Source organism: Streptomyces broussonetiae, assembly GCF_009796285.1.
Classification (GTDB): domain Bacteria; phylum Actinomycetota; class Actinomycetes; order Streptomycetales; family Streptomycetaceae; genus Streptomyces; species Streptomyces broussonetiae.
This window is the reverse complement of record NZ_CP047020.1, coordinates 3,617,968-3,642,490: the sequence shown is the minus strand read 5'-3', so window position 1 is coordinate 3,642,490 and position 24,523 is coordinate 3,617,968. Positions and strand designations below refer to the sequence as shown.

The window sequence follows — 24,523 nt, the reverse complement described above, 5'->3', positions numbered from 1 at the left end:
CTATGGGCTTGACGGAGAACCGGCCCAGACGTGGGGAATTCGGTCAGCTCTTCTTCGAGCGTGCGTAATGCCGGGACGCCTTCGCCCGGTTGCCGCACGAGGCCATCGAGCACCAGCGGCGGGTGCCGTTGCGGGACGTGTCGAAGAAGTGCAGGATGCAGCCGCCGCCGGCGCAGCTGCGGATCCGCTCCGGCGCGCGCTCCAGCAGCTGAAGGTAGCTCCGGGCGGCGAGCCAGGCCGGACCCCGGTCCGGGTCGGCGAACTCGGGCTCCTCGGCGGGTCCGTCCGCGGTCAGCCGGGCCCGGATGCGGCCGTGGGCGAGCACGGCGTCCACGAGGGGCGCCGCCTGCCGCGGTGACCCGTGCACGGCGGCGGCGAGCGCCTCCCGGGCCTCGCGCAGATGGCGCAGTGCGGCCTCGTCGGCCCGGTGCCGTCCGGTGAGCCCGTTGCTCTCCAGCCACACCGCCAGCCCCTCGGTGTCGTCGAGCAGGTCCCGCGTCACGCCCTCCTGGTTCCAGCGGGTGTTCAGCAGGTCGAGGGCGAGGGGCTCGCCGGTGAGCGGGCGGGGATCGCGGGCGGCGGACATCCGGTTCTCCTTGTCGTCTAACCCCTCAAGGGTACGTGACCGGTTGACCTCGCGGAACTAACCGTCTACTTTGAAGACAACGGTTAAGCAGCTCGAAGGGAAGTGCCATGCCCCCACGTATCGCGCACACCGGCCTGAACGTCACCGACCTCGACCGCTCACTCGCCTTCTACCGGGACGTCCTCGGCTTCGCCGTGCTCGTCGAGGGCAAGGAGGGCGACCAGCGCTGGGCCATGCTGGGCGAGAGCGACGGCGCCCCGCTCGTCACCCTCTGGCAGCAGGCCGAGGGGGCGTACGACAGCGGCAGGCCCGGACTGCACCACCTCGCCTTCGCCGTGGACTCGGTCGAACGGGTCCGGGAGTACGAGGCCGTGCTGCGCGACCACGGCGCGCAGTTCGCCCACGAGGGCGTGGTGGCACACCGGGAGGGCGGCACCTCGGGCGGGATCTTCTTCCACGACCCGGACGGCATCCGCCTGGAGATCTCGGCCCCGCTCGGCCCCGACGGCGCCCCCGCCCCGCACGACTCCGCCCCGACCTGCGGCTTCTTCTAGCCATGGGTAGCTATCACGCGGGCTCGCTCGCCGTGCAGGAGCTGGTGGGCGTACGCGAGCGCGCCGAGCACGTGGGCCGCTCCCTGGGCCAGGACATCAAGCCGGTCGCGGCGGCCTTCCTCGAGCTGCAGCCCCTGCTGGTCGTGGGCGCGGCGGACCCGGGGACGAGGAGGGTGTGGGCTTCGGCCCTCACGGGCACGCCCGGCTTCGTCCGGGCCACGGGCCCCCGGCAGATGTCGGTCACCACGGACGCCGGGCCGGCCGATCCGCTCACCGCGGCCCTGAAAACCCCCGGCACCCACCTGGGCACCATCGCCCTGGACCCCCGCACCCGCCGTCGTATGCGCCTCAACGGCCGGCTGCGGCCCACGGCACGAGGCTTCGCCGTACAGGCGGACCAGGTGTTCTCCAACTGCCCCAGGTACATCCAGCGCAGGCAGTCGTACGCGACGTCCGCCGACCGGACGCCCGGCAGCCCCCGTCGGCTCACCGGACTCGGCCCGGTGGAACAGGAGTTCATCCGGTCCGCCGACACCTTCTTCCTCGCCACCGTGCACGGCGCGGGCGCCGACGCGAGCCACCGCGGCGGCAACCCCGGTTTTGTGAAGGTCACGTCACCGCGCGAGCTGACCTGGCCCGACTACCCCGGCAACGCCATGTTCCGCACGCTCGGCAACCTGCGCACCGACCCGCGCGCCGGGCTGCTCCTGCTCGACTGGGAGAGCGGCGACACCCTTCAGCTCACCGGCGAGGCGCACACCGAGTTCGCCGCCGACGGCGTCCGCAGCGTCCGCTTCACCCTCCTCGAGGCCCGCTCGACCCCGGCTGCAGTGCCCCTGCGCTGGTCCGCTCCGGAGTACTCACCGGCCAATCCCGGCAGCTAACTTCGGGGCATGCGAGAGCACTTGAGGGTAGCGGCCTACGCCGTCTGCGTCCGCGAGGAACAGATCCTGCTGGCCCGCTCCCCGGGCCCCGGCGGCGTTCCCGAGTGGGTGCTGCCGGGCGGCGGCATGGAGCACGGCGAGGATCCCTACGACACCGTCCGCCGCGAGGTCACCGAGGAGACCGGCTACCGGATCCGGGTGACCGGTCTCCTCGGCGTCGACTCCCTCCGGCTGGTCAACCACCCGCGCGTCGGCCGGCACACGGACCTGCAGGCGCTGCGGATCGTCTACGAGGGGGAGGTCGTCGACGGCGAACTGCGCTACGAGGTCGGCGGATCCACCGACTTCGCCGCCTGGCAGCCGCTGGACGTGGTGCCCGCCCTGGTCCGGGTGCCGCTCGTCGACACGGCGCTGCGGCTGTGGCGCGAGCGGCCCGTGGACGGCCGTCCGACACCCGCCTGATACCCCGGCAGATGAACGAGGAGTGACCGGGTCCCGTCCGCCCGCGATCCACTTCATGGCGGCGCTCCCGCCCCGTGATCCACGTACGGTGATCGGCGCTGCGCGTTGCTGCCGCGTTCACGCGCAGGTCATTCCCGGTGCCAAGCATCCAGAGCGAGCGGGCCGTTCGCCACGGCGACGACCCGCGACCACTGCCGACGCGTTCGCACCCGGGGAGATCGCGCCATGTCGCGCATACGCTCTGTCGCCACCTCCGCTCTGGGGGTCAACCGCCGTACCGTCCTCGCCGCCGCCGGAGCGGTCTCGCTCTCCGCGGGCATCGGCTACGCCCTGCGTCCCACCGACAGCGAGGCCGCCACCGACGCCCAGGCGCCCGTCGCCGATTCCGGGCAGGCCTCCGCTGCCGGCCCGCTCGCCCCGTACACCAAGGGCACCACCCTCGCCTCCGTCGCCGCCCCGCAGAACAGCTCCGGCTACTGCCGCCTCGGCGACGGCCCGGGCTGGAAGCGCGTGGTGCGCAGCGAGCTGGCCGCGCCCAAGTCCGGCCGCGCGAGCCGCCGTACGACACTCGCCGCGTTCGTGCAGTTCACCGACCTGCACCTGCAGGACGTCCAGCACCCGCTGCGGCTGGAGTACCTGCGCTCCAACGCCCCGCACGCCTGGCGTCCGCACGAGGCGCTCACCGTGCCCGGCGCCATCTCCCTCGTCGAGCGGGTCAACGCGCTCAAGGGCGCTCCCGTCACCGGCGCCCCGCTGCACTTCGTCATGACCACCGGCGACAACACCGACAACAACGCCCACTCCGAACTGGATTGGTTCATGAAGGTGATGAGCGGTGGCCGCATCACTCCCAACACCGGTGACCCCGGGCACTACGAGGGCGTGCAGAACAGCGGCCTGAAGCTGTACTGGCAGCCCGACTCCACCACCCGGGACAACGACAAGGCGCTCGGCTTCCCGCACCTCAAGGGCTTCCTGGCCGCCGCGATCCGCGAGGTGCGCAGCCCGGGCCTCAACGTGCCCTGGTACTCCACCGTCGGCAACCACGACGCCCTCCCGATGGGCTGCTTCGGCTCCCACGGCGACCCCTACCTCGCCGAGGCCGCCGTCAGCGGCAAGAAGCTGATCAGCGTCTCCGCCGCCGACGCCAGGAAGCTCCAGGAGGCCATCAGCTCGGCCAAGGACCCGAGGGGCGCCGGCTACCGGGACTTCCTCAAGGCCCACGCCCGTTCGATGCACTCGGTCACCCCGGACGAGAAGCGGGCCCCGTACACGCCCGCGGACTACCTCAAGGCCCACCTCGACCCCGCCCACCAGGGCCTCGGCCCGGTCGGGCACGGCTACTCCTCGGCGAACCTGGACGCGGGCACCCAGTACTACACCTTCCGCATCTCCGACGACGTCATCGGCATCAGCCTCGACACCACCGACCCCGGCGGCGACTCCGTGGGCTCCGTCGGCACCGCTCAGCTGAACTGGCTGGACAAGACACTCAAGGACAACAAGGGCTCCTACGCGGTCGTCTTCAGCCACCACACCAGCACCACGATGGGCAACACCCGCCCCGACCCGGCCCGCCCCGGCGAGAAGCGGCACAACGGCGCCGAGGTGCTCTCGGTCCTGTCCGCCCACGCCAACGTGCTGGCCTGGGTGAACGGCCACATCCACGAGAACGTCGTCACCCCGCACCAGGGCCCCGCCGGCCGCTCCTTCTGGGAGATCTCCACGGCCTCGCACATCGACTACCCCCACCTCGCCCGGATCATCGAGCTGGTCGACAACAAGGACGGCACGCTCTCCCTGTTCACCACGCTGATCGAGTCCGCCGCACCGCACCGCACCGACTTCGCCGACCTCTCCCAGACCGGCCTCGCCGCTCTGTACCGCGAGCTGGCCTACAACGCGCCCGGCGCCAGCAAGACCCTGCAGGGCGGCGCGGGGGACCGGAACACGGAGCTGGTACTGAAGAAGGGCTGAGAGTCACCCAACCGGCGTATCGATAGGCAACCTTCGCGTATCCGGCATCGGTTTCTTCCCCCGACCGCACCATTGACCACAGGTTGGGGGAAGACATGCGTGTACGTACGACTCTGGTGGGCGCCACCGCCCTGCTCGTCTCGGCGGCCCTCGCGGCACCGGCCGCATCGGCTGCGCAGGGTGGCGGGCACCTTGCGACCCGCAGGGCCGTCGAGGCGGCGGTCGCGGCCGGCGTGCCGGGCGTCACCGCCACCGCCGAGGACACCCACGGCGCCTGGTCCACCACGGCGGGCGTGGGCGACCTGCGCACGGGCAGGCCGCGTTCGACGGCCGACCGCTACCGCATCGCCAGCATCACCAAGACCTTCGTCGCCACCGTCCTGCTCCAGCTGGAGGCGGAGCACCGGATCTCCCTGGACGACACGGTGGAGCGGTGGCTGCCGGGCGTCGTCCACGGAAACGGCAACGACGGCCGGCGCATCACCGTCCGCCGGCTGCTGAACCACACCAGCGGCATCCACGACTACCTCGCCGACGCCGACTTCCAGCGCACGTACTTCACCGAGGCCGGATTCCTCGAGCACCGCTACGACACCGTCGGCGCGCGCGACCTGGTGGCGATCGCGATGCGGCACAAGCCCGACTTCGCGCCGGGCACCTCCTGGAACTACTCCAACACCAATTACGTACTCGCCGGAATGGTGATCGAGAAGGTGACCGGCCGGCCCTATGCCGCCGAGATCGAGCGCCGCATCATCGGACGGCTGCGTCTGACGGCGACCTCGGTGCCGGGCACGAAGGTCGCTCTCCCGTGGCCGAGCAGCCGGGCGTACTCGAAATTCACGGATCCGGACGGTCCCACGTACGACGTGACGACGCTCAACCCGTCCTTCGCCTCCTCGGCGGGCGAGATGATCTCGGACTCCGCCGACCTGGACCGTTTCTACAGCGCCCTGCTCGGCGGAAAGCTCCTTCCGCCGAGGCAGCTGAAGGAAATGAAGACCACGGTCGACACCCGGATCGCACCCAACGTCCGCTACGGCCTCGGCCTGATGGACACCAGGCTGACCTGCGGCGTTCACGTCTGGGGTCACACCGGTGGCATTCACGGCTCGGCGTCCGAGGCGGCGACGACGCAGGACGGCCGGCACTCCGTGGCCGTCAATTTCAACGGTGACTGGAGCGGGGAGACGGCGCCGGTCCTCGAAGGGGAATTCTGTTAGCCAACGTTTCATTCACGTCGTTCCGTGTTAACGCGGATGCAATGTTCGTACCGCCTCATATCGGCTAACCCGCTCTTCACGGGGATGGCTCGATCTTCTCGATCATTTATGCAAGGCGGGTGGTCGTGTGCGCGCTTCGCACGGACTGCGTGTGCTGTCGGTCTACGAGGGTTTCTTCTCCGGAGGGGCCCGGATCGTGCACAGCGACGTCGTACTGGGGCTGGCCGAGGGCGGCCAGTCCCACCAGGTGCTCAGCATCCATGGCGAGGTCCGGCGCGAGGCCACCCGGCAGCGCATGGAGGACGACGCCTGCTACCGGGCGCTGACGGCGTCCGGGGTCGGCGTCACCTCGCTCGGGCGCAGCGCCGGGCTGGTCGACGGCTCCCTGGCGGCGAACGTTTTCAGCGGGCCCGAGCTGGCCGAAACGGCGCGGGCCATGGCCGGGGCCGAGGTGATCCTCTCCCTGAAGGAGCAGCCGCTGGCCCTGCTCAACCAGGGCGGGCTGCCGCGCCGCCCGGTCGTGGTCTGCCTGCACCGCTCCGACCCGGAGAACCAGGGTCCCGCGCTGGAGGAGCTGAAGGCCGCCATCGCCGACGGCACGGTGGTGGCGTGCGTGTGCTGCGCCGAGTCCACCCGCGCCGCCTACGAGGCCGCCGGCATCCCGGCCCACCTGCTGCACGTCATTCCCAACGGCGTCGACCTGCTGCGCTTCTGCCCGGACCCGGCCGCGCGCCTGGCCTTCCGCGCCTCGCTCGGGATCCCGGCCGCCGCGCCGGTGGTCGTCTTCGCGGCCCGGTACGCCGCGATGAAGAACGTCTCCCTCCTCCTCGCCGCCGCCCGCGCCTGGCTGGCCCGCGAGGGCGGCGGGCACGTGGTGCTGTGCGGCGCCGGGATGACCCCGGGCAACTCCGAGCTGCGCGCGGACCTCGCCGACGCCTTCGCGGACGCGCCGTCCCTCACCGACCGGGTGCACCTGCTCGGCGTACGACAGGACATGCCGGCCGTGTACGCCGGTGCCGACGTCGTCGCCCTGACCTCCGTCTCGGGGGAGGCCGCGCCGCTGTGCCTGATCGAGGGCATGATGTGCGGCGCGGTCCCGGTGACGACCGACGTCGGCGACAGCGCGTCGATCGTCGAGGGCCTCGGCTTCGTCACCCCGCCGGACCCGGCCGCGATCGCCCTGGCCTGGACCGCCGCCCTCGCCTCCCGCACGGACCTCCAGCCCGCGCTGGAGCTGAGCCGCGAGCGCTTCAGCCGGACGAGGATGATCGCGGCGTACGCGACCCTGCTCGACGAGGTGTACGCCGCACACGTGGGCGGGCGGCGGATCGTGGCGCAGCACGCTGCGGGCGACGCCGTGGCGCCATCGGCCGTCCCGGAGGACGACGGCGCACGGTACGCACTCGCGGGCGAACCCGGCCTTCTCCAGAGCCCGCTGCTCGGCGACGTTCACGGCCTCGAAGAGGCGGCGGACGAGCTGTAGCCGCCTCTGGCGGTCAGGAGACCCGGTCGAGGGCCGGCAGGTAGCCGCGGGACTGTCCCGGTGCCGTGGGGTGGTACGACTCGGTGATCCTGAGCAGTTCGACGCTGTGCAGCCAGGGGCTCGGGGAGCAGATCTCGTGGCCGGTGAAGGCGGACCTGACGTCGGCGAAAGTGAACCCGTGGTCGGCCGAGCGCTTGGCGATCACGGTGTCGAGGTGGTCCACCGCGCTGTCGACGGCGGCGCGCGCGGTGTCCTCGAGGCCGGTCCGGCAGGTGCCCCTGAGGTGGTACAGGTGCGGATAGCCGAGCACCACGACGTGCGCGCCCGGAGCCCGGTCCCTGATGGCCGAGTACAGCCGGTCCAGGTCGCGCGGGAGGGAGTCGTCCATGATGGCGCGCGCCCGGTCGACGGCCGCGAGACAGCGGGAGGTGCCGCCCAGCGCGCAGATCGTCATGACGCTGCTGAAGCCCGCGTCGCTGCCGCCGACGGTCAGGCTGACCAGCCTGGTGGGCGGGCCGAGCGGGTCGAGCTGGCCGCTGAGGACATCCTTCGTCCGGGCGCCGTTGCACGCGGGGAAGGCGAAGGACTCCACGTGGTGGGCCGCCGCCCACAGCACGGGGTAGGCCCGGCTGCTGCGCTTGCACTCCGTGCGGCCGGGGAGGTAGTCGCCGGCGCCGACACCGGAGGAGTAGGAGTCGCCGAGGGCCACATAGCCCACGGTCGCCGTCCGGGGTGTCCCCTGTGCCGTCGCCGGCCCGGTGAGCCCGGTGAGAAGGGCTGTTGCGAGCACGAGGCAGGACGCACCCGCCGCTGTCCGGGACTGTCGCATACGTCTCGGTGTAGCGCGCCCCGACGGGCACCACCCGCTGGACTCGGCCGCTCGGGTGAGTACGCGGCGTCACGGCCGGGGGCGGGCCCCGGTCACGTACGAGGACACGAGGAGGGGCCACCGGAATCGGCCCGGTGGCCCCTCCTCTCCCCTCCTGAGGGCGCTCGGCCGCCCTCCTGATGCCTCCCGGTCCGTCACTACCGGGGAAGCACCACGACATACGCGGCCGGGTCGCGGTCGGCGGACGCCATCAGGGCCGTGCGGACCACCGTGGCCTGCTGCTCGAGCGACTCCCTGAGCTTCCTCGGCGTGATGTGGACGACGGTGATCCCGAGGCGTTCCAGGTGCTCGCGCTTGCGGGCGTACTCGGACCACAGGTCGTCGTCGTCCTGCCGGTGGTCCGGGCGGGGTGCCCGGGTGTCCAGCTCCAGCGCCACGGCCTGGTCGGGCCAGTACGCGTCCAGGCCGCCGAGGTGCGGGCCGCCGGGCAGCCGCAGGTCGACGTTCCAGACCGGGTCGGGCAGCCCGTACTCGCGGACCATGCGGTAGAGGCCGTCCTCGGCGCGCGAGCGGCCCTCCGCCAGCAGCGCGTCCACGGCGTCGACCACGTGCGGCTGGTGCAGCAGCTTGGCCCGGGTCAACTCCTTGACCACGGCGGCCGGTTCGCAGTGCCCGGCGCGTACGGCCTCGCTCAGCAGCCGGCGTACCGCCTCCGGGTCGGTCAGCTCCGTCACCGCGTCCGCCAGTGCCCGGGGCACGGGGGCCACGGGCAGTCCGGTCACCGTGCGGGGCGTGGGCAGCGCGGGGGTGCGCAGGACGCGGACGTAGCCGGCCGAACGCAGTCGGCGCGAGCGCGGGACCAGGACGTCGACGTGGTCCAGGGAGAGCAGCGGCGGAGTGGCCGAGAAGCCGTACAGGGTCAGCGCGGCCAGGCCGGTGATCACGGCCTCCGGGAAGTCGGGGCCGTGCGGTTCCCCGGCCGTCGGCTGGGTCGGGACGCCCGGCGCGTCGTCGCGGGCCGCGTACAGCAGGGCCCCGCGCAGACGCTCCTCGCTCGTCGGCGGCCCGGGGTGCAGCAGGACCACGTTCGGCAGCAGCGTCTGCCAGGGGCCGCCGGGGCGGCACTGCTCGGACACCTCGGCCGTCGTCACGCCGTGGGCGCGCAGCTGAGCCGTCGTCAGGACGCGGCGGTGCACCTCGGAGAGGTGGCGGAGGGGGCGGGGGGAGAGCGGGGTGTTGTGCGTCATGGCGTCGGGATTCCCCGGCCCCGCCCCGCCCCTAACCGCTGTTACACGGCCGTCGAGAAATGCGGACAAGGTGGTACTAAAGGTCAGGTGTTCGGGTGCCGAGGAGGGAGGGAAAACCCCTGGTCCGATCGGGTGCGGACCAGGGGTTACGGCTCCTCCTGCCCGAATCTCGTAACGGTCACCGGCCGGCCAGGCTCAGGCCAGGACTCAGCGGGTGCCGGCCGACGCGTCGCACGCCTGTGCGCGCAGCGCCCGCGCCAGGTCGTCCCGTGCCTCCAGCACCAGCCGGCGCAGCGCCGGCGCCGCGTCCTGGTGCGCCGCCAGCCACTCGTCCGTCGCCTCGACGGTCTCCGGCCGGTCCTGGTGAGCGGGGTACAGCCCCCGTACGACATCCATGCCGATCTGGATCGACCGCTCCCGCCACACCCGCTCGATCACCGCGAAGTACTTCTCGGCGTACGGCGCGGTCAGCTCGCGCTGCGAGGCCTGGTCGAAGCCCGCGATCGTCGCCTCCACGAGGGCGTTCGACAAGGCGTCGGACTCCACGACCTGCGCCCACGCCTGCGCCTTGACCGCCGCCGACGGCCGCGCGGCCAGGCACCGCACGTGGTGCCGCTTGCCGGACGCCGTGTCGTCGCGGGCCAGTTCGGCGGCCAGCACCGACTCGTCCGCCGCCCCGTGCGCGGTCAGCGGCTCCAGGAACGCCCAGCGCAGCTCCTGGTCGACCTCCAGCCCGTCGATGCCCGAGGTGCCGTCCAGCAGTCCCCGCAGCAGCGCGAGGCCGTCCGGGCCGTCCGCCACGCGCGCGTAGAAGCGGGCCCACGCCAGCTGGTGCTCGCTGCCCGGCTCGGCGTCGTACAGCTCGCGCTCCGCGCCCTGCGCGAGCAGCGCGCCGCCCCGCTCCCGCCACTCCGGCGCCGCGTAGTGCACCAGCGCCGACTCCGCCCACGCATGCAGCATCTGGAGCACACCGATGTCGGACTCGCGGCCCGCGAACCGCAGCACGAGAGCGATGAAGTCCCGCGTCGGCAGCAGCGCGTCGCGGGTCATGTTCCACAGCGCCGACCAGCACAGGGCACGCGCCAGCGGATCCGTCAGCGCGCCCAGGTGCTCCCGGAGCGTGGCCAGTGAGGTCTCGTCGAAGCGGATCTTGCAGTACGTCAGGTCGTCGTCGTTGACCAGCACCAGCTCCGGCGCCTCGGCGCCCGCCACCTCGGCCACGACCGTACGCGGACCCTCCACGTCCGTCTCCACGCGCGCGTACCGCTCGAGCAGGCCCTCGGGAGTACGGCGGTACAGGCCCACCGCGACCCGGTGCGGGCGCTCCTCGGGGTGCGACTCGGGGGCCTCCTGGACGACCGCCAGCTCGGTGATCCGGCCGCTCGCGGGATCCAGTAGCACCTGCGGGGTCAGCGAGTTCACCCCGGCCGTCTGCAGCCAGGCGCGCGTCCACGCGGACATGTCCCGGCCACTGGTCTCGCCCAGCACCGACAGCAGGTCACCGAGGCGCGTGTTGCCGTACGCGTGCCGCTTGAAGTAGCGACGGGCGCCCTCCAGGAACGCCTCCTGGCCGACGTACGCGCCCAGCTGCTTGAGCACCGAGGCGCCCTTGGCGTACGTGATGCCGTCGAAGTTCAGCTTCGCGTCCTCGAGGTCACGGATGTCCGCCGTGATCGGGTGCGTGGAGGGCAACTGGTCCGCGCGGTACGCCCAGGCCTTGCGGCGGTTGGCGAAGGTGATCCAGGCGTCGGTGAAGCGCGTCGCGCCCACACTCGCGAACGAGCCCATGAAGTCGGCGAAGGACTCCTTCAGCCACAGGTCGTCCCACCACTCCATGGTGACCAGGTCGCCGAACCACATGTGCGCCATCTCGTGCAGGATGACGTTGGCCCGCGCCTCGTACGACGCCTGCGTCACCTTCCCGCGGAAGATGTACTCCTCGCGGAAGGTCACCAGACCCGGGTTCTCCATCGCGCCCAGGTTGTACTCGGGCACGAACGCCTGGTCGTACTTCCCGAACGGGTACGGGTAGTCGAAGTGGTCGTGGAAGAAGTCCAGGCCCTGCCTGGTGATCAGGAAGACGTCGTCGGCGTCGAAGTGCGGGGCGAGCCCCTTGCGGCACATCGCGCCGAGCGGGATCTCCAGCTTGGAGCCGTCCTCGAACGTGCGCGTGTAGGAGTCGGTGACGTAGTGGTACGGCCCCGCCACCACACACGTGATGTACGTCGAGATCGGCTTCGTCTCGGCGAACCGCCAGACGCCGTCCACCCGTTCACCCGCGCCGTTGCTCCACACCGTCCAGCCCTCGGGGGCCTGGACCTCGAAGCGGTAGGGGGCCTTGAGGTCCGGCTGCTCGAAGTTCGCGAAGACGCGGCGGGCGTCGGCCGGCTCGTACTGCGTGTAGAGGTAGACCTCGCCGTCCTCGGGGTCCACGAAGCGGTGCATGCCCTCACCCGTGCGGGAATAGGCGCACTGGGCGTCGACCACCAGCTCGTTCTCCGCGGCCAGGTCCTCCAGCGCGATCCGCGCGCCGTCGAAGACCTCGCCCGGGTCCAGGTCCCGGCCGTTCAGCGACACCGAGGTCACGCTCGGGGCGATCAGATCGGCGAAGCTCGCCGCGCCCGGCTCGTTGCAGCGGAAGCGGATCGTGGTCACCGAGCGGAAGGTGCGCGGCGCCCCTGCCCGGCCCTGTGGTCCCTCGTCGCCGCCGACGGCGGACCTCAGGTCCAGGGACACGTCGTATCCGTCGACGGACAGCAGGGCGGCCCGCTCCCGGGCCTCGTCGCGGGACAGATTCTCACCGGGCACGTGCGGCACTCCCTCGTGATCGCATGGATGACGGCTTGCGGATGACGGCTGAACAGGACCGATCCTGCCATGTGCCCCTGACGGGTGACACCGGGGAATGGCCGGGCCGGCACGGGCGTTCTTGCGGGAAAGAGTTCCCCTTGAGGAGAGACATGTCGGAGAAGACCCCCGTCGACTTCTGGTTCGACCCCGTGTGCCCGTGGGCCTGGATGACCTCCCGGTGGGTACTGGAAGTGGAGAAGGTCCGCGACATCGAGGTCCGCTGGCACGTGATGAGCCTGTCGGTGCTCAACGAGAACAGGCTGGAGGAGCTGCCCGCGGACTACGCCGAGAACATGCGGCCCGGCGGCACGACCTGGTGGCCGGTCCGGGTGGTGATCGCGGCCCAGCAGCTGCACGGCGACGAGGTGGTCGGTCGGCTGTACACCGCGCTCGGCACCCGCTTCCACAACGAGGGCCTCGGGGTGAACCGCGACAGCATCGCCGCCGCCCTCGCCGACGCGGACCTGCCGGCCGAGCTGATCGAGTTCGCCGACAAGGACACCTACGACGCCCAGCTGCGCGCCTCCCACAAGGAGGGCATCGACAAGGTCGGCCAGGACGTCGGCACCCCGGTCATCGCGGTCCCGGGCTCCGACGGCGAGCAGATCGCCTTCTTCGGCCCGGTCGTCACCCCCGCGCCCAAGGGCGAGGAGGCGGCCCGCCTGTGGGACGGCGCGCTCGCCGTCGCGTCGGTGCCGGGCTTCTACGAGATCAAGCGGACCCGTACCAAGGGCCCTGACTTCAGCAACCTGTAGCCCCCGGCGAACGGGGCCCGGCGCCGCTCGGCACCGGGCCCCGTTCCCGCGCGGTGGTGCCGTGGCCGGCCGCGCCGGGCGCACGGAGGAGCAGCTCCCGTCGACAGCCCGGCCGGCCCGAGCAGTTCCACGACCCTGTTGCCGCCGCCGTCGCCGTCGAGCCCGCCTGCCGTGCCCCGCGGCCTGGTCCCGTACCGCGAAGCCCGCCTGTGCGCATGCGGCTTCGGGGTGGCGGACGGGCCGTACGCCCGCCGGGTTCGGGGACGGCCCCGAGGCTGTGGGGGCTGCTGCCCCCCCCGGGATCGTCACGGGCGGGGCAGCAGCCCCCGCTCCATCGCGACGACCACCGCCCGCGTCCGGTCGTTGACGTCCAGTTTGGCGAACAGGCGCAGCAGATGTGTCTTGACGGTGGCCTCGGAGATGACGAGACGGCGGCCGATCTCGGCGTTGGTGAGCCCGTCGGCCACCGCGCCCAGCACATCGGTCTCGCGGGCGGTGAGCGGATCGTGGACGGGGCGCCGCAGCCGGGCGACCAGCTTCTCCGCCACCCGGGGCGCGAGCACGGTCTCGCCGCGGGCGGCCGAGCGGATCGCGTCGAGCAGCTGCTCCCGGGTGGTGTCCTTGAGCAGGTAGCCGATGGCGCCGGCCTCGACCCCACGCTCGATGTCGGTGTCGGTGTCGTAGGTGGTGAGGATCAACACCCGGGTGCGCGGGTGCCGGGCGGCGATCTCGGTGGTCGTCGCGACCCCGTCCAGCACCGGCATACGCAGGTCGACCAGGGCCACGTCCGGATCGTGGCGGGCGATCAGGCCGAGGGCGGCGCGGCCGTCGCTCGCCTCGCCGACCACCTCGATGTCCGCCTCCCCGTCCAGCAGGGCGATCACCCCGGCCCGCATCACGGTGTGGTCGTCCACCACGACGACCCGCAGCACCTGCACCTGTGCGCTCATGCCGGGATCACCGCCAGGATCCTCGTCCCGTCCCCGACCGAACTGGTCACCGTGAGCCGCCCGCCCAGCTCGGCGAGCCGTTTGCGCATCCCGTCGAGGCCGAAGCCCGTGGAGGCCTCGACCACGAATCCGGTGCCGTCGTCCGTCACCTCCAGCTCCACGCCGTGGGGACGCCGGGCCAGCACCACCCCGACCGTCGAGGCACGGGCGTGCTTGCGCACGTTGGCCAGGGACTCCTGGGTGCAGCGCAGCAGCGCGATCCGGGTCTGCTGGTCGAAGTCCAGGTCGGCCAGCTCGACGGCCACGCTCAGCCCGGTGTCCTCGGCGAACCGCTCCACGATCCGCTGCAGGGTCTGCGCCACCGAGCCGGGGTGCGCCCCGCCCGCCCGGGCCGAGCCGACCAGCTCCCTGGCCTCCGCCAGGTTCTCCCGGGCGGTCGACTCGATCGACACCAGCTGCCGGGCGCTGCGACCGGGGTCGATGGCGAGCCCGGCCCGGGCCGCCTCCGCCAGGACGACGATCGAGGCGAAGCCCTGCGCGAGCGTGTCGTGGATCTCCCGGGCCATCCGCTCCCGCTCCTCTGCCGCGCCCTGTCGCAGATGCGCCTCGGTCAGCTCCGCCTGGGTGCGCTCCAACTCCTCGATCAGCCGGGCGCGTTCGCTGCTCTGCTCGACCACCGCACGGGCCCACAGTCCGATCAGGACGCCCACCGCGACCACGATCAGCGTGCCCACGACCGACTCGCCGAAGAACTCGCCGGACCAGCCCTGCCGCACCCAGCTCCCCAGCAGCGTGCCGACGGTGGCCAGCCCCAGGAACGCGAGGGAGATCCTCGGGGTGCGGCCGAACATCCAGTAGTGCGGCAGCGTGACCATGAACAGGGCCGCGTAACTGGTCCGCAGGTAGGCGAGACCGCACAGGGCGATCACCAGCACCACGAGGTACCCGTGCGGCCGTACGACGCGATGGGCGGGGCGGCGGTCCAGCACGGCGAAGCACAGGGCCACGCTGCCCAGCAGGGCGAGGGCCGCGTACCGGTCGACGCCGTGGCTCAGTGCGGTGATCCCGACCGCCATCGCGGCGAACAGGACCCAGCACACCGCGTTCCAGCGGCGCAGGGAGGTCGCCCACAGGGCGTCGGCGGTCGTGGTCATGCCTGTCAACCTACGTCCACCAGCGCGGGGTTGCGGCCGGGAGCGGCGTTCTTCGACGGCCGCACGGGCCACCAGGTGCGCTCGCCGAGCAGCAACAGGGCCGCGGGCAGGAGCAGAACGCGCACCACGAAGGCGTCCAGCAGGACGGCCGCGGCGAGCACGAATCCGATCTGCTTCATCTCGATGAGGTGCAGGAAGACAAAGCTCACGAAGACGGTCGTCATGATCACGGCCGCGCTGGTCACCACGCTCGCCGACCGGCGGATGCCCTCGACGACGGCCCGCCGGGTGGGTACGCCGGCGAGTACCGCCTCCCGGATCCGGCTGACCACGAACACCTGGTAGTCCATCGACAGGCCGAAGAGGATCACGAAGAGGAACAGCGGGACGCGCGAGCCGATCGACCCGGTGGAGCGGAAGTCCAGCAGCCCCTCGGCCCAGCCGTGCTGGAAGACCAGCACGAGCAGACCGAGCGCGGCCGCCGCCGACAGCAGGTTCAGTACGACACCGAGCACGCCGAGCACGACCGAGCGGAAGGCGTACAGCGTCATCAGGAACGTCACCAGCAGCAATGCGCCCAGAACCAGGGGCAGTTTGCCGTCCTGATGGGCCGGATAGTCGGCGTAGCGGGCCACGTCGCCGCTCACCGCGTACCGCGCGCCGCTGATCCTGCCGACCGTGCCGGGCAGGTAGTCGTGGCGCAGATGCTCGAGGGAGGCCCCGGCCTGCGGGGAGTTGCCCAGGTACGGCACCCGCAGTTCCAGGGTGCTGGTCCGGTGGTCGGCGGAGGTGCGGATGCGGGCGTAGCCGGTGAACAGCGGGTCGGCGGCGGCCCGGTGGGCCAGTTCGCGCAGTTCCCCGGTGACCTGGGCCGAGCGTGCGGCAGGGGCCTGTACGACGACCTGGTGGGCGACCCGCTGCCCGGGGAACTCCGCGTTGAGCCGGTCGTACACCCGCATCGCGGGGATCGCGCGGGAGTGGGTGTCCCGGCCCATCTCGGTGATCTTCAGGCCGGTCAGCGGGAGGGCGAGGGCGAGCAGGGCGAGCAGCGAGCAGCACAGGGTGGCGAGCGGGTGCCGGGCGGCGGGGCGCAGCAGCGCGGCCCAGAGCCGGCCGTCGTTCCCGCCGCGCGGGCGCCGGGAGGGCCTGCCGCGCTCCGCCTGCCGCCGCGCCCGGTGCTCGGCCCGCCTGCCGAGTACGGTCAGCAGCGCGGGCAGCGCGGTCAGGGAGCTGGCCACCGCCACCAGGACGACCACGACCGTGCCGGTGGCGAGCGAGGAGAAGATCACGTCCGAGGCCAGGTACAGCGTGGCGGTGGAGGCGACGACCGCGAGCCCGGAGACGACGACGGCCCGCCCGGACGTGGCCGCCGCCAGCTCCACCAGCGCCTCCGTGCCGAGCCGGCCACCGGAGCGGGCCCGCTCCTCCCGCTCCCGTTTGAGGTGGAAGAGCGTGTAGTCGACGCCGACGGCGAGGCCGATCATGAGGATGATGTTCGTGCCGACCCCGGCGTCGGGACTGAGGTGCGAGGCGACCATCGCCAGTCCCACGGCCGCCGCTATGGAGGACAGCGCGAGCAGCAGCGGCACGGCGGCCATGGTGAGCGAGCCGAACACGATCAGCAGGGTGACGAGGGTGACGGGCAGGCTGATCTTCTCGGACAGGGCGAGGTCGTCGTCGCGCTGCTGGTCGACTCCCTTGCTGACGGAGGGGGATCCGGTCTCCTGCACGAGCAGGTCGGGGTGCGCCCGCTGCACCGCCCGGGTCTGCGCGAGGAGCGCGCCGACGTGGTCCACGGCGTCCAGTTCCTCGCCCTTGAGGGAGACCTCGACCATGAGGACGCGTCCGTCGGAGGACCGTACCGGGTCGGCCACCTGCGCGACCTCGGGCAGGTGGCGCATGCGTGCGGTCAGCTCGTGCGCCGCCGAGGCGGCGAGCGCCTCGTCCAGGGCGCCGTTGGGGTGGGCGGAGATCAGGATCTGTTCGGTGGAGAGGCGTTCCAGGTGCCCTTCGGCGGCCATGGCCTCGGCCCGGCCCGCCTCGCCCACCCGGTAGTCGGCCGTCTTCGCGCTGTTGGTGCCGACGGCACTGCCGACGCCCAGGCACAGCGCCACGAAGAGCAGCCAGCCGGCGAGCGCCCGCCAGGGATGCCTGGCGCTCAGGCGTGCCATACGCACAGTCAGGGAGTTCATGCCCAAAAGCCTTGCTGGGCAGGGCGTCTGCCGGACACGGGTGCCCGGTGGAACTCGGGGTCGGCCGTTCGGTGGACCCCGGGGTGGGGAAGACCCCCGCAAGTCACGTCCTCGCGGGGGTCTTCTTTCATCCGCCTGCCAACGTGAAGGGTGAGAAGACGATCACGAGGCAGGACGATTCAGGGGGCGAGCAGCAGCGTGTTCGCCCGGGACCTGGCGGCCTCGTAACGGCGGGCGACGTCCTGCCAGTTGACGACCTGCCACATGGCCTCGACGAAGTCCACCTTCTGGTTGCGGTACTGCAGGTAGAAGGCGTGCTCCCAGGCGTCGAAGACCAGGACCGGGGTCGAGCCCTGGCCGACGTTGCCCTGGTGGTCGTAGACCTGCTCGACGATCAGGCGCCCGCTCAGCGGCTCGTACGCGAGCACGCCCCAGCCCGAACCCTGGGTGGTGGCCGCGGCCTTGGACAGCTGGGTCCTGAAGGCGGCGAAGGACCCGAAGGACTCCTTGATCGCCTCGGCCAGCTCGCCGACCCCGTCGGCGGCGAGCGGCTCTCCGCCGCCGTCCTTCGGGCCCGTCATGTTCTGCCAGTACACGCTGTGCAGGATGTGCCCGGACAGATGGAAGGCCAGGTTCTTCTCGAGCCCGTTGACGGTCCCCCAGGTCTCCTTGTCCCGCGCCTCGGCGAGCTGCTCCAGCGTGTCGTTGGCGCCCTTCACATAGGCCGCGTGGTGCTTGTCGTGGTGCAGCTCGATGATCTCCGGGCTGATCACGGGAGCGAGCGCGGAGTAGTCGTAGGGCAGGTCGGGCAGCGTGTAGACGGGCATGGGTGATCCCCTCCGGAACCTTATTGCAAGTATCTTGCAACTGCACGCTAGCAGCAAGAGGCGGACGCGGATGCCGGGGGCGCGCGAAACGGCGCGTGCGGGTGCTCGGTCCCGAGCACCCGCACGTCGTGGGGAAGGGTCGGTGGCGCACCGACCGGTGGGCCGAAGCCCGGCGCTGATCAGGCCTTCTTGGCTCGCGTCCGTTGGCGGGCGTAGCCCGTCGCCGCCAGTGCCAGCGTCATCGCGCCGGTCGAGTACAGCTGTACCCGGGTGTCCGCCTCGCGGGCCATCAGGACGAAGATCGTGACCATGCCCGCCAGGGCGACCCAGGTGAGGACCGGGAACGCCCACATGCGGACGACCAGCTTCTCGGGGGTCTCGCGTTCCACGCGGCGGCGCAGCAGGAGCTGCGAGACGGCGATGAAGATCCAGACGACCAGGATCACCGCGCCGATCATGTTCAGCAGCCACTTGAAGACGTCGTTCGGGCGCCAGTAGCTGAGCAGTACGCAGACGAAGCCCAGCACACAGGAGGTCAGGACCGCCACGCGCGGGACGCCGCCGGAGAGCCGGGCCAGGAACCCCGGCCCCTGCCCCCGCTCGACCAGCGAGAACGCGATGCGCGAGGAGCCGTAGATGTTGGCGTTCATCGCGGAGAGGAGGGCGACCAGGACGACCACGTTCATCAGCTGGCCCGCACCCGGGATGCCCAGGTGGTCGAGCGTGGCGACGTACGGGCCCTTGGAGACGACCTCCGCCGAGTTCCACGGGACCAGGGTGACCACGACCGCCATCGAGCCGATGTAGAACAGCGCGATGCGCCACATCGCCGTACGGACGGCGGACGCCACGCCCCGGACCGGGTCCTGCGACTCGGCCGCCGCGATGGTGACCGTCTCCAGGCCGCCGTAGGCGAAGACGGACGCGAGCAGGCCGATGATCAGGCCGTTGCCGCCGTGGGGGAGGAAGGGGGAGAGGTTCGAGGTGCCGGGGGCGTCCGTGCCGGGGAGCACGCCCGCGATGGCCAGCACGCCGAGGATCAGGAAGAGGGAGATCGCGCCGACCTTCAGTGCGGCGAACCAGAACTCGAACTCGCCGAAGTTCTTCACGGCGGCCAGGTTCGTCCCGCAGAAGACCAGCATGAACAGTGCCACCCAGGCCCACTCGGGCGTGCCGGGCACCCAGCCGGAGACGATGTGCGCGGCGCCGATGCCCTCCAGGCCGACGGCCGTGCACAGCAGGATCCAGAAGGACCAGCCGGCGGCGAAGCCCGCCCAGGGGCCGATCGCCCGCTCGGCGTGCGCGGAGAAGGAACCCGAGGAGGGGTGGGCGGCCGACATCTCGCCGAGCATCCGCATCACCAGCATCACCAGGAGGCCGGAGACCGTGTAGGCGATCACGATGGACGGGCCGGCGGCGGCGATGCCCGCACCCGAACCGACGAACAGCCCCGCGCCGATCACCCCGCCGAGCGCGATCATCGACAGATGGCGCTGTTTGAGGCCGTGCGAGAGAGAGGCGCCCCGTTGCTGCGGGGGCGTCTGCGTCGTGGTGCTGCTGTCGGGCATGGGTGCGGCTCCCCCGTGCAATGGGCGGGCAAAACTCCGCCAGTCTGGGCAGCCCGTCCGCTCAGGCCAACGGGCTGCCCAGTATCCGGACACCTGCCGTACGCAGGGTGAACCGGCGGTTACGCAGCCGTGAGCACCGGTGTGTAGTGGGAGGCGTCGCCCTTGATCGAGTAGCTCTCCTTGCCCTCGGTGTCGACCGGGACGTCACCGGCGACGGTCACCCGGTGCAGCCGGCGTGGCTGCCCGTCGTAGTTGTCGATGGCGTAGTGCTGCGTGATCCGGTTGTCGAAGAGGACCAGCTCGTTCTCCGCCCAGCGGTGGCGCAGGATGTTCTCCGGGCGGGTGACGTAGGCCTGGAGCAGGTCGAGGACCTTGCGGGACTCGCCCACGGACAGGCCGGCGATGCGCTGCGCGAACCCGCCGATGAACAGGCCGCGTTCGCCGGTCAGCGGGTGGACGCGGACCACGGGGTGGGCCGTGCGGTACGTGATGGACGTGAACCGGGCGCGCTGGGCGGCCTTCTCCTCGTCGATCTCCTCGTCCGGTACGGCGTAGTCGTAGTCGTTGGTGTGCTCGGCCCACAGCGTGTCGGCGAAGCGGCGCAGGGGCTCGGGCAGGTCGCGGTAGGCCGCCGCCGCGTTGGCGATCAGGGTCTCGCCGCCGTACGACGGGACCGTGATCGAGCGCAGGGTGCTGGCCTGCGGCGGGTTGAGGACGAAGGTGACGTCGGTGTGCCAGTGGTTGGCGCGGCCCCGCTCGCTGTCGACGGGCAGCACGTTCGGGGCGCCGTCGACCGCGCCGACCGTCGGGTGGGCGGTGGTCAGGTCACCGAAGTGCCGGGCGAAGGCCTGCTGGCCGGCGTCGTCCAGGCCGTCGGCGGCGAAGACCAGCGCCTTGTGGACGTTCAGTGCCTCGCGGATCGCGTCGGCCTGCTCCGGGGCGAGCGGCCGGGTGAGGTCGACGCCGAGGACGCGGGCGCCGATGCGGGCGGTGAGCTTGGTGATCTCCAGGGACATGTGCGGGTCCTTTCAGGCGAGGGCGGGAGCCGGGGTCAGGTACTGGTTGGCGGGGCGGGGCAGGCCGTAGCGCTCCCGCAGGGTCCGCCGCGGGCCGTACGCGTCACGGAACAGGCCACGGGCGCGCAGCAGCGGTACGACGTGCTCGACGAAGGCGTCCAGTCCGGAGGGCAGTACGGGGGGCATGATGTTGAAGCCGTCGGCGGCGCCCTGCGTGAACCAGGTCTCGATCTGGTCGGCGACCTGCTCGGGTGTCCCGGCGAAGGTGAGATGGCCGCGTCCGCCGCCCAGCCGGGTGATCAGCTGCCGCACGGTGAGCCGCTCGCGCCGGGCCAGCTCCACCACGAGCGTGTAGCGGCTCTTCGCACCCTCGACGGCGGACTCGGGCGGCAGGCCGTCGGGTAGCGGGGCATCCAACTCCAGTGTGTGGGACGGGAGTTGCAGCAGCCGCTCCAGGCGGAGCACACCGTGGTCGTACACGATGTGCTCCGCCAGCAGTTGCTCGGCGGCCCGTGCCTCCGCCTCGGTCGAGCCGAGTACGGGCACGATCCCGGGCAGCACCTTGAGGTGACCGGGATCCCGCCCGGCCCGCCGGGTGCGGGACTTGAGGTCGGCGTAGAAGGCCTGTGCGTCGGCGAGGGTCTGCTGTGCGGTGAAGACCGCCTCCGCGTACCGCGCGGCGAAGGCCTTGCCGTCCTCGCTCGACCCCGCCTGCACCAGCAGCGGGTAGCCCTGGGGCGTACGCGGGACGTTGAGGGCGCCCTCGACGCCGAAGTACCTGCCCCGGTGCCGGGGCGGGTGGATCTTGCTGTCGTCGCCCCAGACGCCGGCCGCCTTGTCGGCGACGATCGCGTCGTCCTCCCAGCTGTCCCAGAGCTTGCGGGCCACGTCGAGGAACTCGGCGGCGCGGGCGTACCGCTCGGCGTGCGCGGGCTCGGCGTCCAGCCCGAAGTTGCGGGCGGCCTCCGCGCCCGCCGTGGTGACGATGTTCCAGCCGGCCCGGCCGCCGCTGATGATGTCCAGCGAGGCGAACTTACGGGCCAGGTTGTAGGGGGAGTTGTAGGAGGTGGAGGCGGTGGCGATCAGGCCGATGTGCTCGGTGGCCGTCGCCAGCGCGGTCAGCAGGGTGAGCGGTTCCAGGGCGCCGGCCGGACGCTGGGCGAGGTTGCTCCACAGCTGGGGGCCGTCGGCGAGGAAGAGCGAGTCGAAGGTGCCGCGCTCGGCGATCCGGGCCAGGCGGACGTGGTGCTGCAGGTCGACATGCGCGTACGGGTCGCTCTCCGGCAGCCGCCACGACGCCTCGTGGTGGCCGGTGTTCATCAGGAACGCGTTCAGGTGGAGCTTTCTCTCTGTCACTGGTGGTCCTCCGTGACGCCCAGGGCGGTCAGCAGCCGTTCGCGGTATTCGCCCAGTACCGGCTCGCGGTAGGAGCGCGGGTGGGGATGGTCGATGGTCAGGTCGAGGGCGATGCGGCCCTGGTCGAGGACGAGGACGCGGTCGGCGAGCACGATCGCCTCGTCCACGTCGTGGGTGACCAGCAGCACGGACGGCCGGTGACGCGTCCACAGGGCGCGCAGCAGGTGGTGCATCCGGATCCGGGTGAGCGCGTCCAGCGCCCCGAACGGCTCGTCGGCCAGCAGGAGTTCGGGCTCGCTGACCAGGGCGCGGGCGAGGGCGGCCCGCTGCGCCTCGCCACCGGACAGCTCGCCCGGCCAGGCCCGCTCCCTGCCCCCCAGGCCGACCTCCGCGAGGGCGGCCCGGCCGCGTGCGACGGCGCCCTTGCCGTCCGCGCCCAGCAGCACGTTGTCCAGCACCCGGCGCCAGGGCAGCAGCCGGGAGTCCTGGAAGACCACCGAGACCCCCTCGGGCGCGGTGAGCCGCCCGTCGCCCGCCACCCCGTGGTCGATTCCGGCGATCGCCCGCAGCAGGGTGCTCTTGCCCGAGCCGCTGTGCCCGAGCAGGGCCGTGAACTGGCCGGCGGGCAGGTCGAGGTCGATGCCGTCGAGGACCGTACGGTCGCCGAAGGACCGGGTCAGTCCGCGGAGTTGGACGGCGGGGCGGGTCAGTTGCTCAGTGTGCGGCGCCATGACAGCACCCTCCGTTCGATCAGACGGACCGCACTGTCGGAGACCAGGCCGAAGACGCCGTAGATCAGCAGGCCGACCAGGATGACGTCGCTCTGGCCGTAGTTCTGCGCCTGGAACATCAGATAGCCGAGGCCGCTGGTGGCGTTGATCTGCTCCAGCACCACCAGGCCCAGCCAGGAGCCGGTCACGCCGAGCCGGAGCCCCACGAAGAATCCGGGCAGCGCGCCGGGGATCACGACCTGGCGGACGAAGGCGAGCCGGGTCAGGCCCTGCACCTCGGCGAGTTCGACGTACCGGCTGTCGATGCCGGACAGCGCGGCGTGCGTGTTCAGGTAGACGGGTATGTAGACGACGATCGCGATGATCGCGACCTTGAAGGTCTCCCCGATGCCCAGCCAGAGGATGAACAACGGGATCAGGCCGAGGGTCGGGATCGCCCGGTTGAGCTGTACGGTCCCGTCGATCAGCGCTTCCCCGGTCCGGCTGAGCCCGGAGGCGAGCGCGAGCAGCACGCCCGCGACGAGGCCGATGGCGAAGCCGTACCCGGCGCGCCGCAGCGAGGTCAGGACGTCGGTGGGCAGCGTGCCGTCGGTCCACAGGTGACCGGCCGTGCGCACCACCGTCCACGGCGCCGGGATCGCACCCGTGTCGAGGGTGCCGGCGGCCGAGGCGGCGGCCCACAGGGCGAGCACGAGCAGCGGACCGACCAGCCGGGCCGCGGGCAGCCGGCGGCCGGGGGACAGGCGGCGGCGCCGACGGACCTGGGGACGTTCCGCGGCGGTGGTGGCCGCGGCGGCGGCCGTCGTGGTCACGGCGGTCATTTCCGGTACTCCTCGGGTACGGCCTCGGCGGCGAGCGCCTCGAAGCGGTGGTCGAAGAGCGAGGAGACGTCGGACCTCTTCACGAAGCCGCCCGCGGCGAGCAGGTCGGCCGTCTCCTGCTCCCACTTGACCGCCTCGTCCCAACGGGGCGGGAACAGAGGCTTGTTGGCGTGCGCGGTGATGGACTTCGCCTGCTCCGGGGTCAGGTTCTGGGTCTTGACGTAGAACTCTTCGTTCCACACGTCCGGGTGCTCGTACTGCCAGACCTGGCCCCGGGCCCACTGTGGGATGTATGCGGCGATCGCGGCGGCCTTCGCGGGGTCGTTCAGCACCGACTGCGGGGCCCACAGCAGGTTGAGCAGGTCGACGACGTCCGTGTCGATGGTGCGGGCGCCCTTGGCTCCGTACTGCTTCAGATAGGCGGGTGCCTGGCTGATGGCGAGCGGAGCCACGTCGACCTGCCCGGACTGCAGGGCGGTGAGGAACTGGTTGCTGGTCAGCGGGACCAGCTTCACGTCGTCGTACCTCAGGCCCGCCCGCTTGAGCGCCCGCAGCAGGACGACACCCTGCGCCTGGCCCTGTGAGAAGGCGAGCCGCTTGCCTTTGAAGTCGTCGGCGGTGTGCACGTCACTGCCGGGCTTGGTCGCGAAGAGGTAGTTGGGCTTGCGGGTGATGTCGATCGCCACGATCTTCGCGGCGTAACCCTGGTAGTGCGCCTGGATGGGCGGGATGCCCGCGTTGTCGGCAAGGTCGAGGGACCCCGCGCGGAAGGCGTTGATGACATCCGGACCGGCGCCGATGTTCAGCCAGTTCGACACCGTGAAGGGCAGCCGGGGCAGCTTCGCCAGCCTGAACTGCAGCTGCTGCACGTTCTGGTACGAGGCGATCTTCAGGCTGGTTCCGGCGGGGACCTTGTCGGCGAGCGGCCTGGTGGCGGCGCCCCTGGTGTCGGCGGAGGCGTCGCCCTTGGCGCAGCCGCCAAGGCCTGCCACGGCTGCGGACGCACCCAGCAAGGAGGAGAGAAAGACGCGACGGTGCATGGGAGAACTCCCAGAGGG

Annotated in this window: 21 protein-coding genes; 7 read left to right on the top strand and 14 right to left on the bottom strand. The window is 71.8% G+C overall.

What is annotated here, in order from left to right; all coding sequences use genetic code 11:
* Window positions 1–43: 43 nt before the first annotated feature.
* Window positions 44–586, bottom strand: a complete 543-nt coding sequence (locus GQF42_RS16915; RefSeq protein WP_158920782.1) for a CGNR zinc finger domain-containing protein — start codon at window positions 584–586, stop codon at window positions 44–46.
* Between the two features lie 107 nt (window positions 587–693).
* On the opposite strand from GQF42_RS16915, the gene GQF42_RS16910 reads away from it, so the two are divergent.
* From GQF42_RS16910 to GQF42_RS16885, 6 genes are all read left to right on the top strand, one after another.
* Entirely contained in the window at window positions 694–1,140 is a 447-nt protein-coding gene (locus GQF42_RS16910; RefSeq protein WP_158920779.1) for a VOC family protein, read from the top strand.
* Between the two features lie 2 nt (window positions 1,141–1,142).
* Complete coding sequence (locus tag GQF42_RS16905) at window positions 1,143–2,024, top strand: pyridoxamine 5'-phosphate oxidase family protein (protein WP_158920776.1); 882 nt, start codon at window positions 1,143–1,145, stop codon at window positions 2,022–2,024.
* A 9-nt stretch (window positions 2,025–2,033) separates the two neighbouring features.
* Complete coding sequence (locus tag GQF42_RS16900; protein ID WP_158920773.1) at window positions 2,034–2,486, top strand: NUDIX hydrolase; 453 nt, start codon at window positions 2,034–2,036, stop codon at window positions 2,484–2,486.
* Window positions 2,487–2,711: 225 nt separating this feature from the next.
* Window positions 2,712–4,463, top strand: coding sequence for a TIGR03767 family metallophosphoesterase (locus GQF42_RS16895; RefSeq protein WP_158920770.1), 1,752 nt, complete (start codon window positions 2,712–2,714; stop codon window positions 4,461–4,463).
* A 95-nt stretch (window positions 4,464–4,558) separates the two neighbouring features.
* A complete protein-coding gene (locus GQF42_RS16890; RefSeq protein WP_199272705.1) occupies window positions 4,559–5,686 on the top strand; it encodes a serine hydrolase domain-containing protein in 1,128 nt (375 codons plus the stop codon).
* Window positions 5,687–5,837: 151 nt separating this feature from the next.
* Window positions 5,838–7,169 carry a glycosyltransferase gene (locus tag GQF42_RS16885; protein WP_158930236.1) on the top strand — a complete coding sequence of 444 codons (1,332 nt, stop codon included), beginning with the start codon at window positions 5,838–5,840 and terminating at the stop codon, window positions 7,167–7,169.
* A gap of 13 nt (window positions 7,170–7,182) precedes the next feature.
* Here the strand turns inward: GQF42_RS16885 and GQF42_RS16880 are convergent, their stop codons facing one another.
* The 3 genes from GQF42_RS16880 to pepN form a co-directional block, all read right to left on the bottom strand.
* The gene (locus GQF42_RS16880) at window positions 7,183–7,998 is read right to left on the bottom strand and encodes an SGNH/GDSL hydrolase family protein (protein WP_158920767.1); all 816 of its coding nucleotides are present in this window, start codon (window positions 7,996–7,998) and stop codon (window positions 7,183–7,185) included.
* Between the two features lie 197 nt (window positions 7,999–8,195).
* The gene (locus tag GQF42_RS16875) at window positions 8,196–9,245 is read right to left on the bottom strand and encodes a hypothetical protein (RefSeq protein WP_158920764.1); all 1,050 of its coding nucleotides are present in this window, start codon (window positions 9,243–9,245) and stop codon (window positions 8,196–8,198) included.
* Between the two features lie 207 nt (window positions 9,246–9,452).
* Window positions 9,453–12,053, bottom strand: a complete 2,601-nt coding sequence (pepN, locus tag GQF42_RS16870; RefSeq protein WP_158920759.1) for an aminopeptidase N — start codon at window positions 12,051–12,053, stop codon at window positions 9,453–9,455.
* Window positions 12,054–12,205: 152 nt separating this feature from the next.
* On the opposite strand from pepN, the gene GQF42_RS16865 reads away from it, so the two are divergent.
* On the top strand, window positions 12,206–12,850 hold the full coding sequence (locus tag GQF42_RS16865; RefSeq protein ID WP_158920756.1) for a DsbA family protein: 645 nt from the start codon (window positions 12,206–12,208) through the stop codon (window positions 12,848–12,850).
* 305 nt (window positions 12,851–13,155) lie between these two features.
* Here GQF42_RS16865 and GQF42_RS16860 read toward each other — a convergent pair whose 3' ends face one another.
* From GQF42_RS16860 to GQF42_RS16815, 10 genes are all read right to left on the bottom strand, one after another.
* The gene (locus GQF42_RS16860; RefSeq protein ID WP_158920753.1) at window positions 13,156–13,800 is read right to left on the bottom strand and encodes a response regulator; all 645 of its coding nucleotides are present in this window, start codon (window positions 13,798–13,800) and stop codon (window positions 13,156–13,158) included.
* Entirely contained in the window at window positions 13,797–14,954 is a 1,158-nt protein-coding gene (locus GQF42_RS16855; RefSeq protein WP_158920751.1) for a sensor histidine kinase, read from the bottom strand. The genes GQF42_RS16860 and GQF42_RS16855 overlap by 4 nt, the downstream gene beginning before the upstream one ends.
* Window positions 14,955–14,959: 5 nt before the next feature.
* Window positions 14,960–17,146 carry an MMPL family transporter gene (locus tag GQF42_RS16850; RefSeq protein WP_158920749.1) on the bottom strand — a complete coding sequence of 729 codons (2,187 nt, stop codon included), beginning with the start codon at window positions 17,144–17,146 and terminating at the stop codon, window positions 14,960–14,962.
* A 179-nt stretch (window positions 17,147–17,325) separates the two neighbouring features.
* Complete coding sequence (locus GQF42_RS16845) at window positions 17,326–17,973, bottom strand: superoxide dismutase (protein ID WP_158920747.1); 648 nt, start codon at window positions 17,971–17,973, stop codon at window positions 17,326–17,328.
* Between the two features lie 179 nt (window positions 17,974–18,152).
* Window positions 18,153–19,541, bottom strand: coding sequence for an amino acid permease (locus GQF42_RS16840; RefSeq protein ID WP_158920745.1), 1,389 nt, complete (start codon window positions 19,539–19,541; stop codon window positions 18,153–18,155).
* A gap of 119 nt (window positions 19,542–19,660) precedes the next feature.
* Window positions 19,661–20,557, bottom strand: coding sequence for a TauD/TfdA dioxygenase family protein (locus tag GQF42_RS16835; RefSeq protein WP_158920743.1), 897 nt, complete (start codon window positions 20,555–20,557; stop codon window positions 19,661–19,663).
* A gap of 12 nt (window positions 20,558–20,569) precedes the next feature.
* A complete protein-coding gene (locus GQF42_RS16830; RefSeq protein WP_158920741.1) occupies window positions 20,570–21,913 on the bottom strand; it encodes an LLM class flavin-dependent oxidoreductase in 1,344 nt (447 codons plus the stop codon).
* On the bottom strand, window positions 21,910–22,644 hold the full coding sequence (locus GQF42_RS16825) for an ABC transporter ATP-binding protein (protein ID WP_158920739.1): 735 nt from the start codon (window positions 22,642–22,644) through the stop codon (window positions 21,910–21,912). The genes GQF42_RS16830 and GQF42_RS16825 overlap by 4 nt, the downstream gene beginning before the upstream one ends.
* The gene (locus GQF42_RS16820) at window positions 22,620–23,465 is read right to left on the bottom strand and encodes an ABC transporter permease (protein ID WP_158920736.1); all 846 of its coding nucleotides are present in this window, start codon (window positions 23,463–23,465) and stop codon (window positions 22,620–22,622) included. Before GQF42_RS16820 ends, GQF42_RS16825 begins: the two co-directional genes overlap by 25 nt.
* A complete protein-coding gene (locus GQF42_RS16815; protein WP_158920733.1) occupies window positions 23,462–24,505 on the bottom strand; it encodes an ABC transporter substrate-binding protein in 1,044 nt (347 codons plus the stop codon). The genes GQF42_RS16820 and GQF42_RS16815 overlap by 4 nt, the downstream gene beginning before the upstream one ends.
* Window positions 24,506–24,523 lie beyond the last annotated feature (18 nt).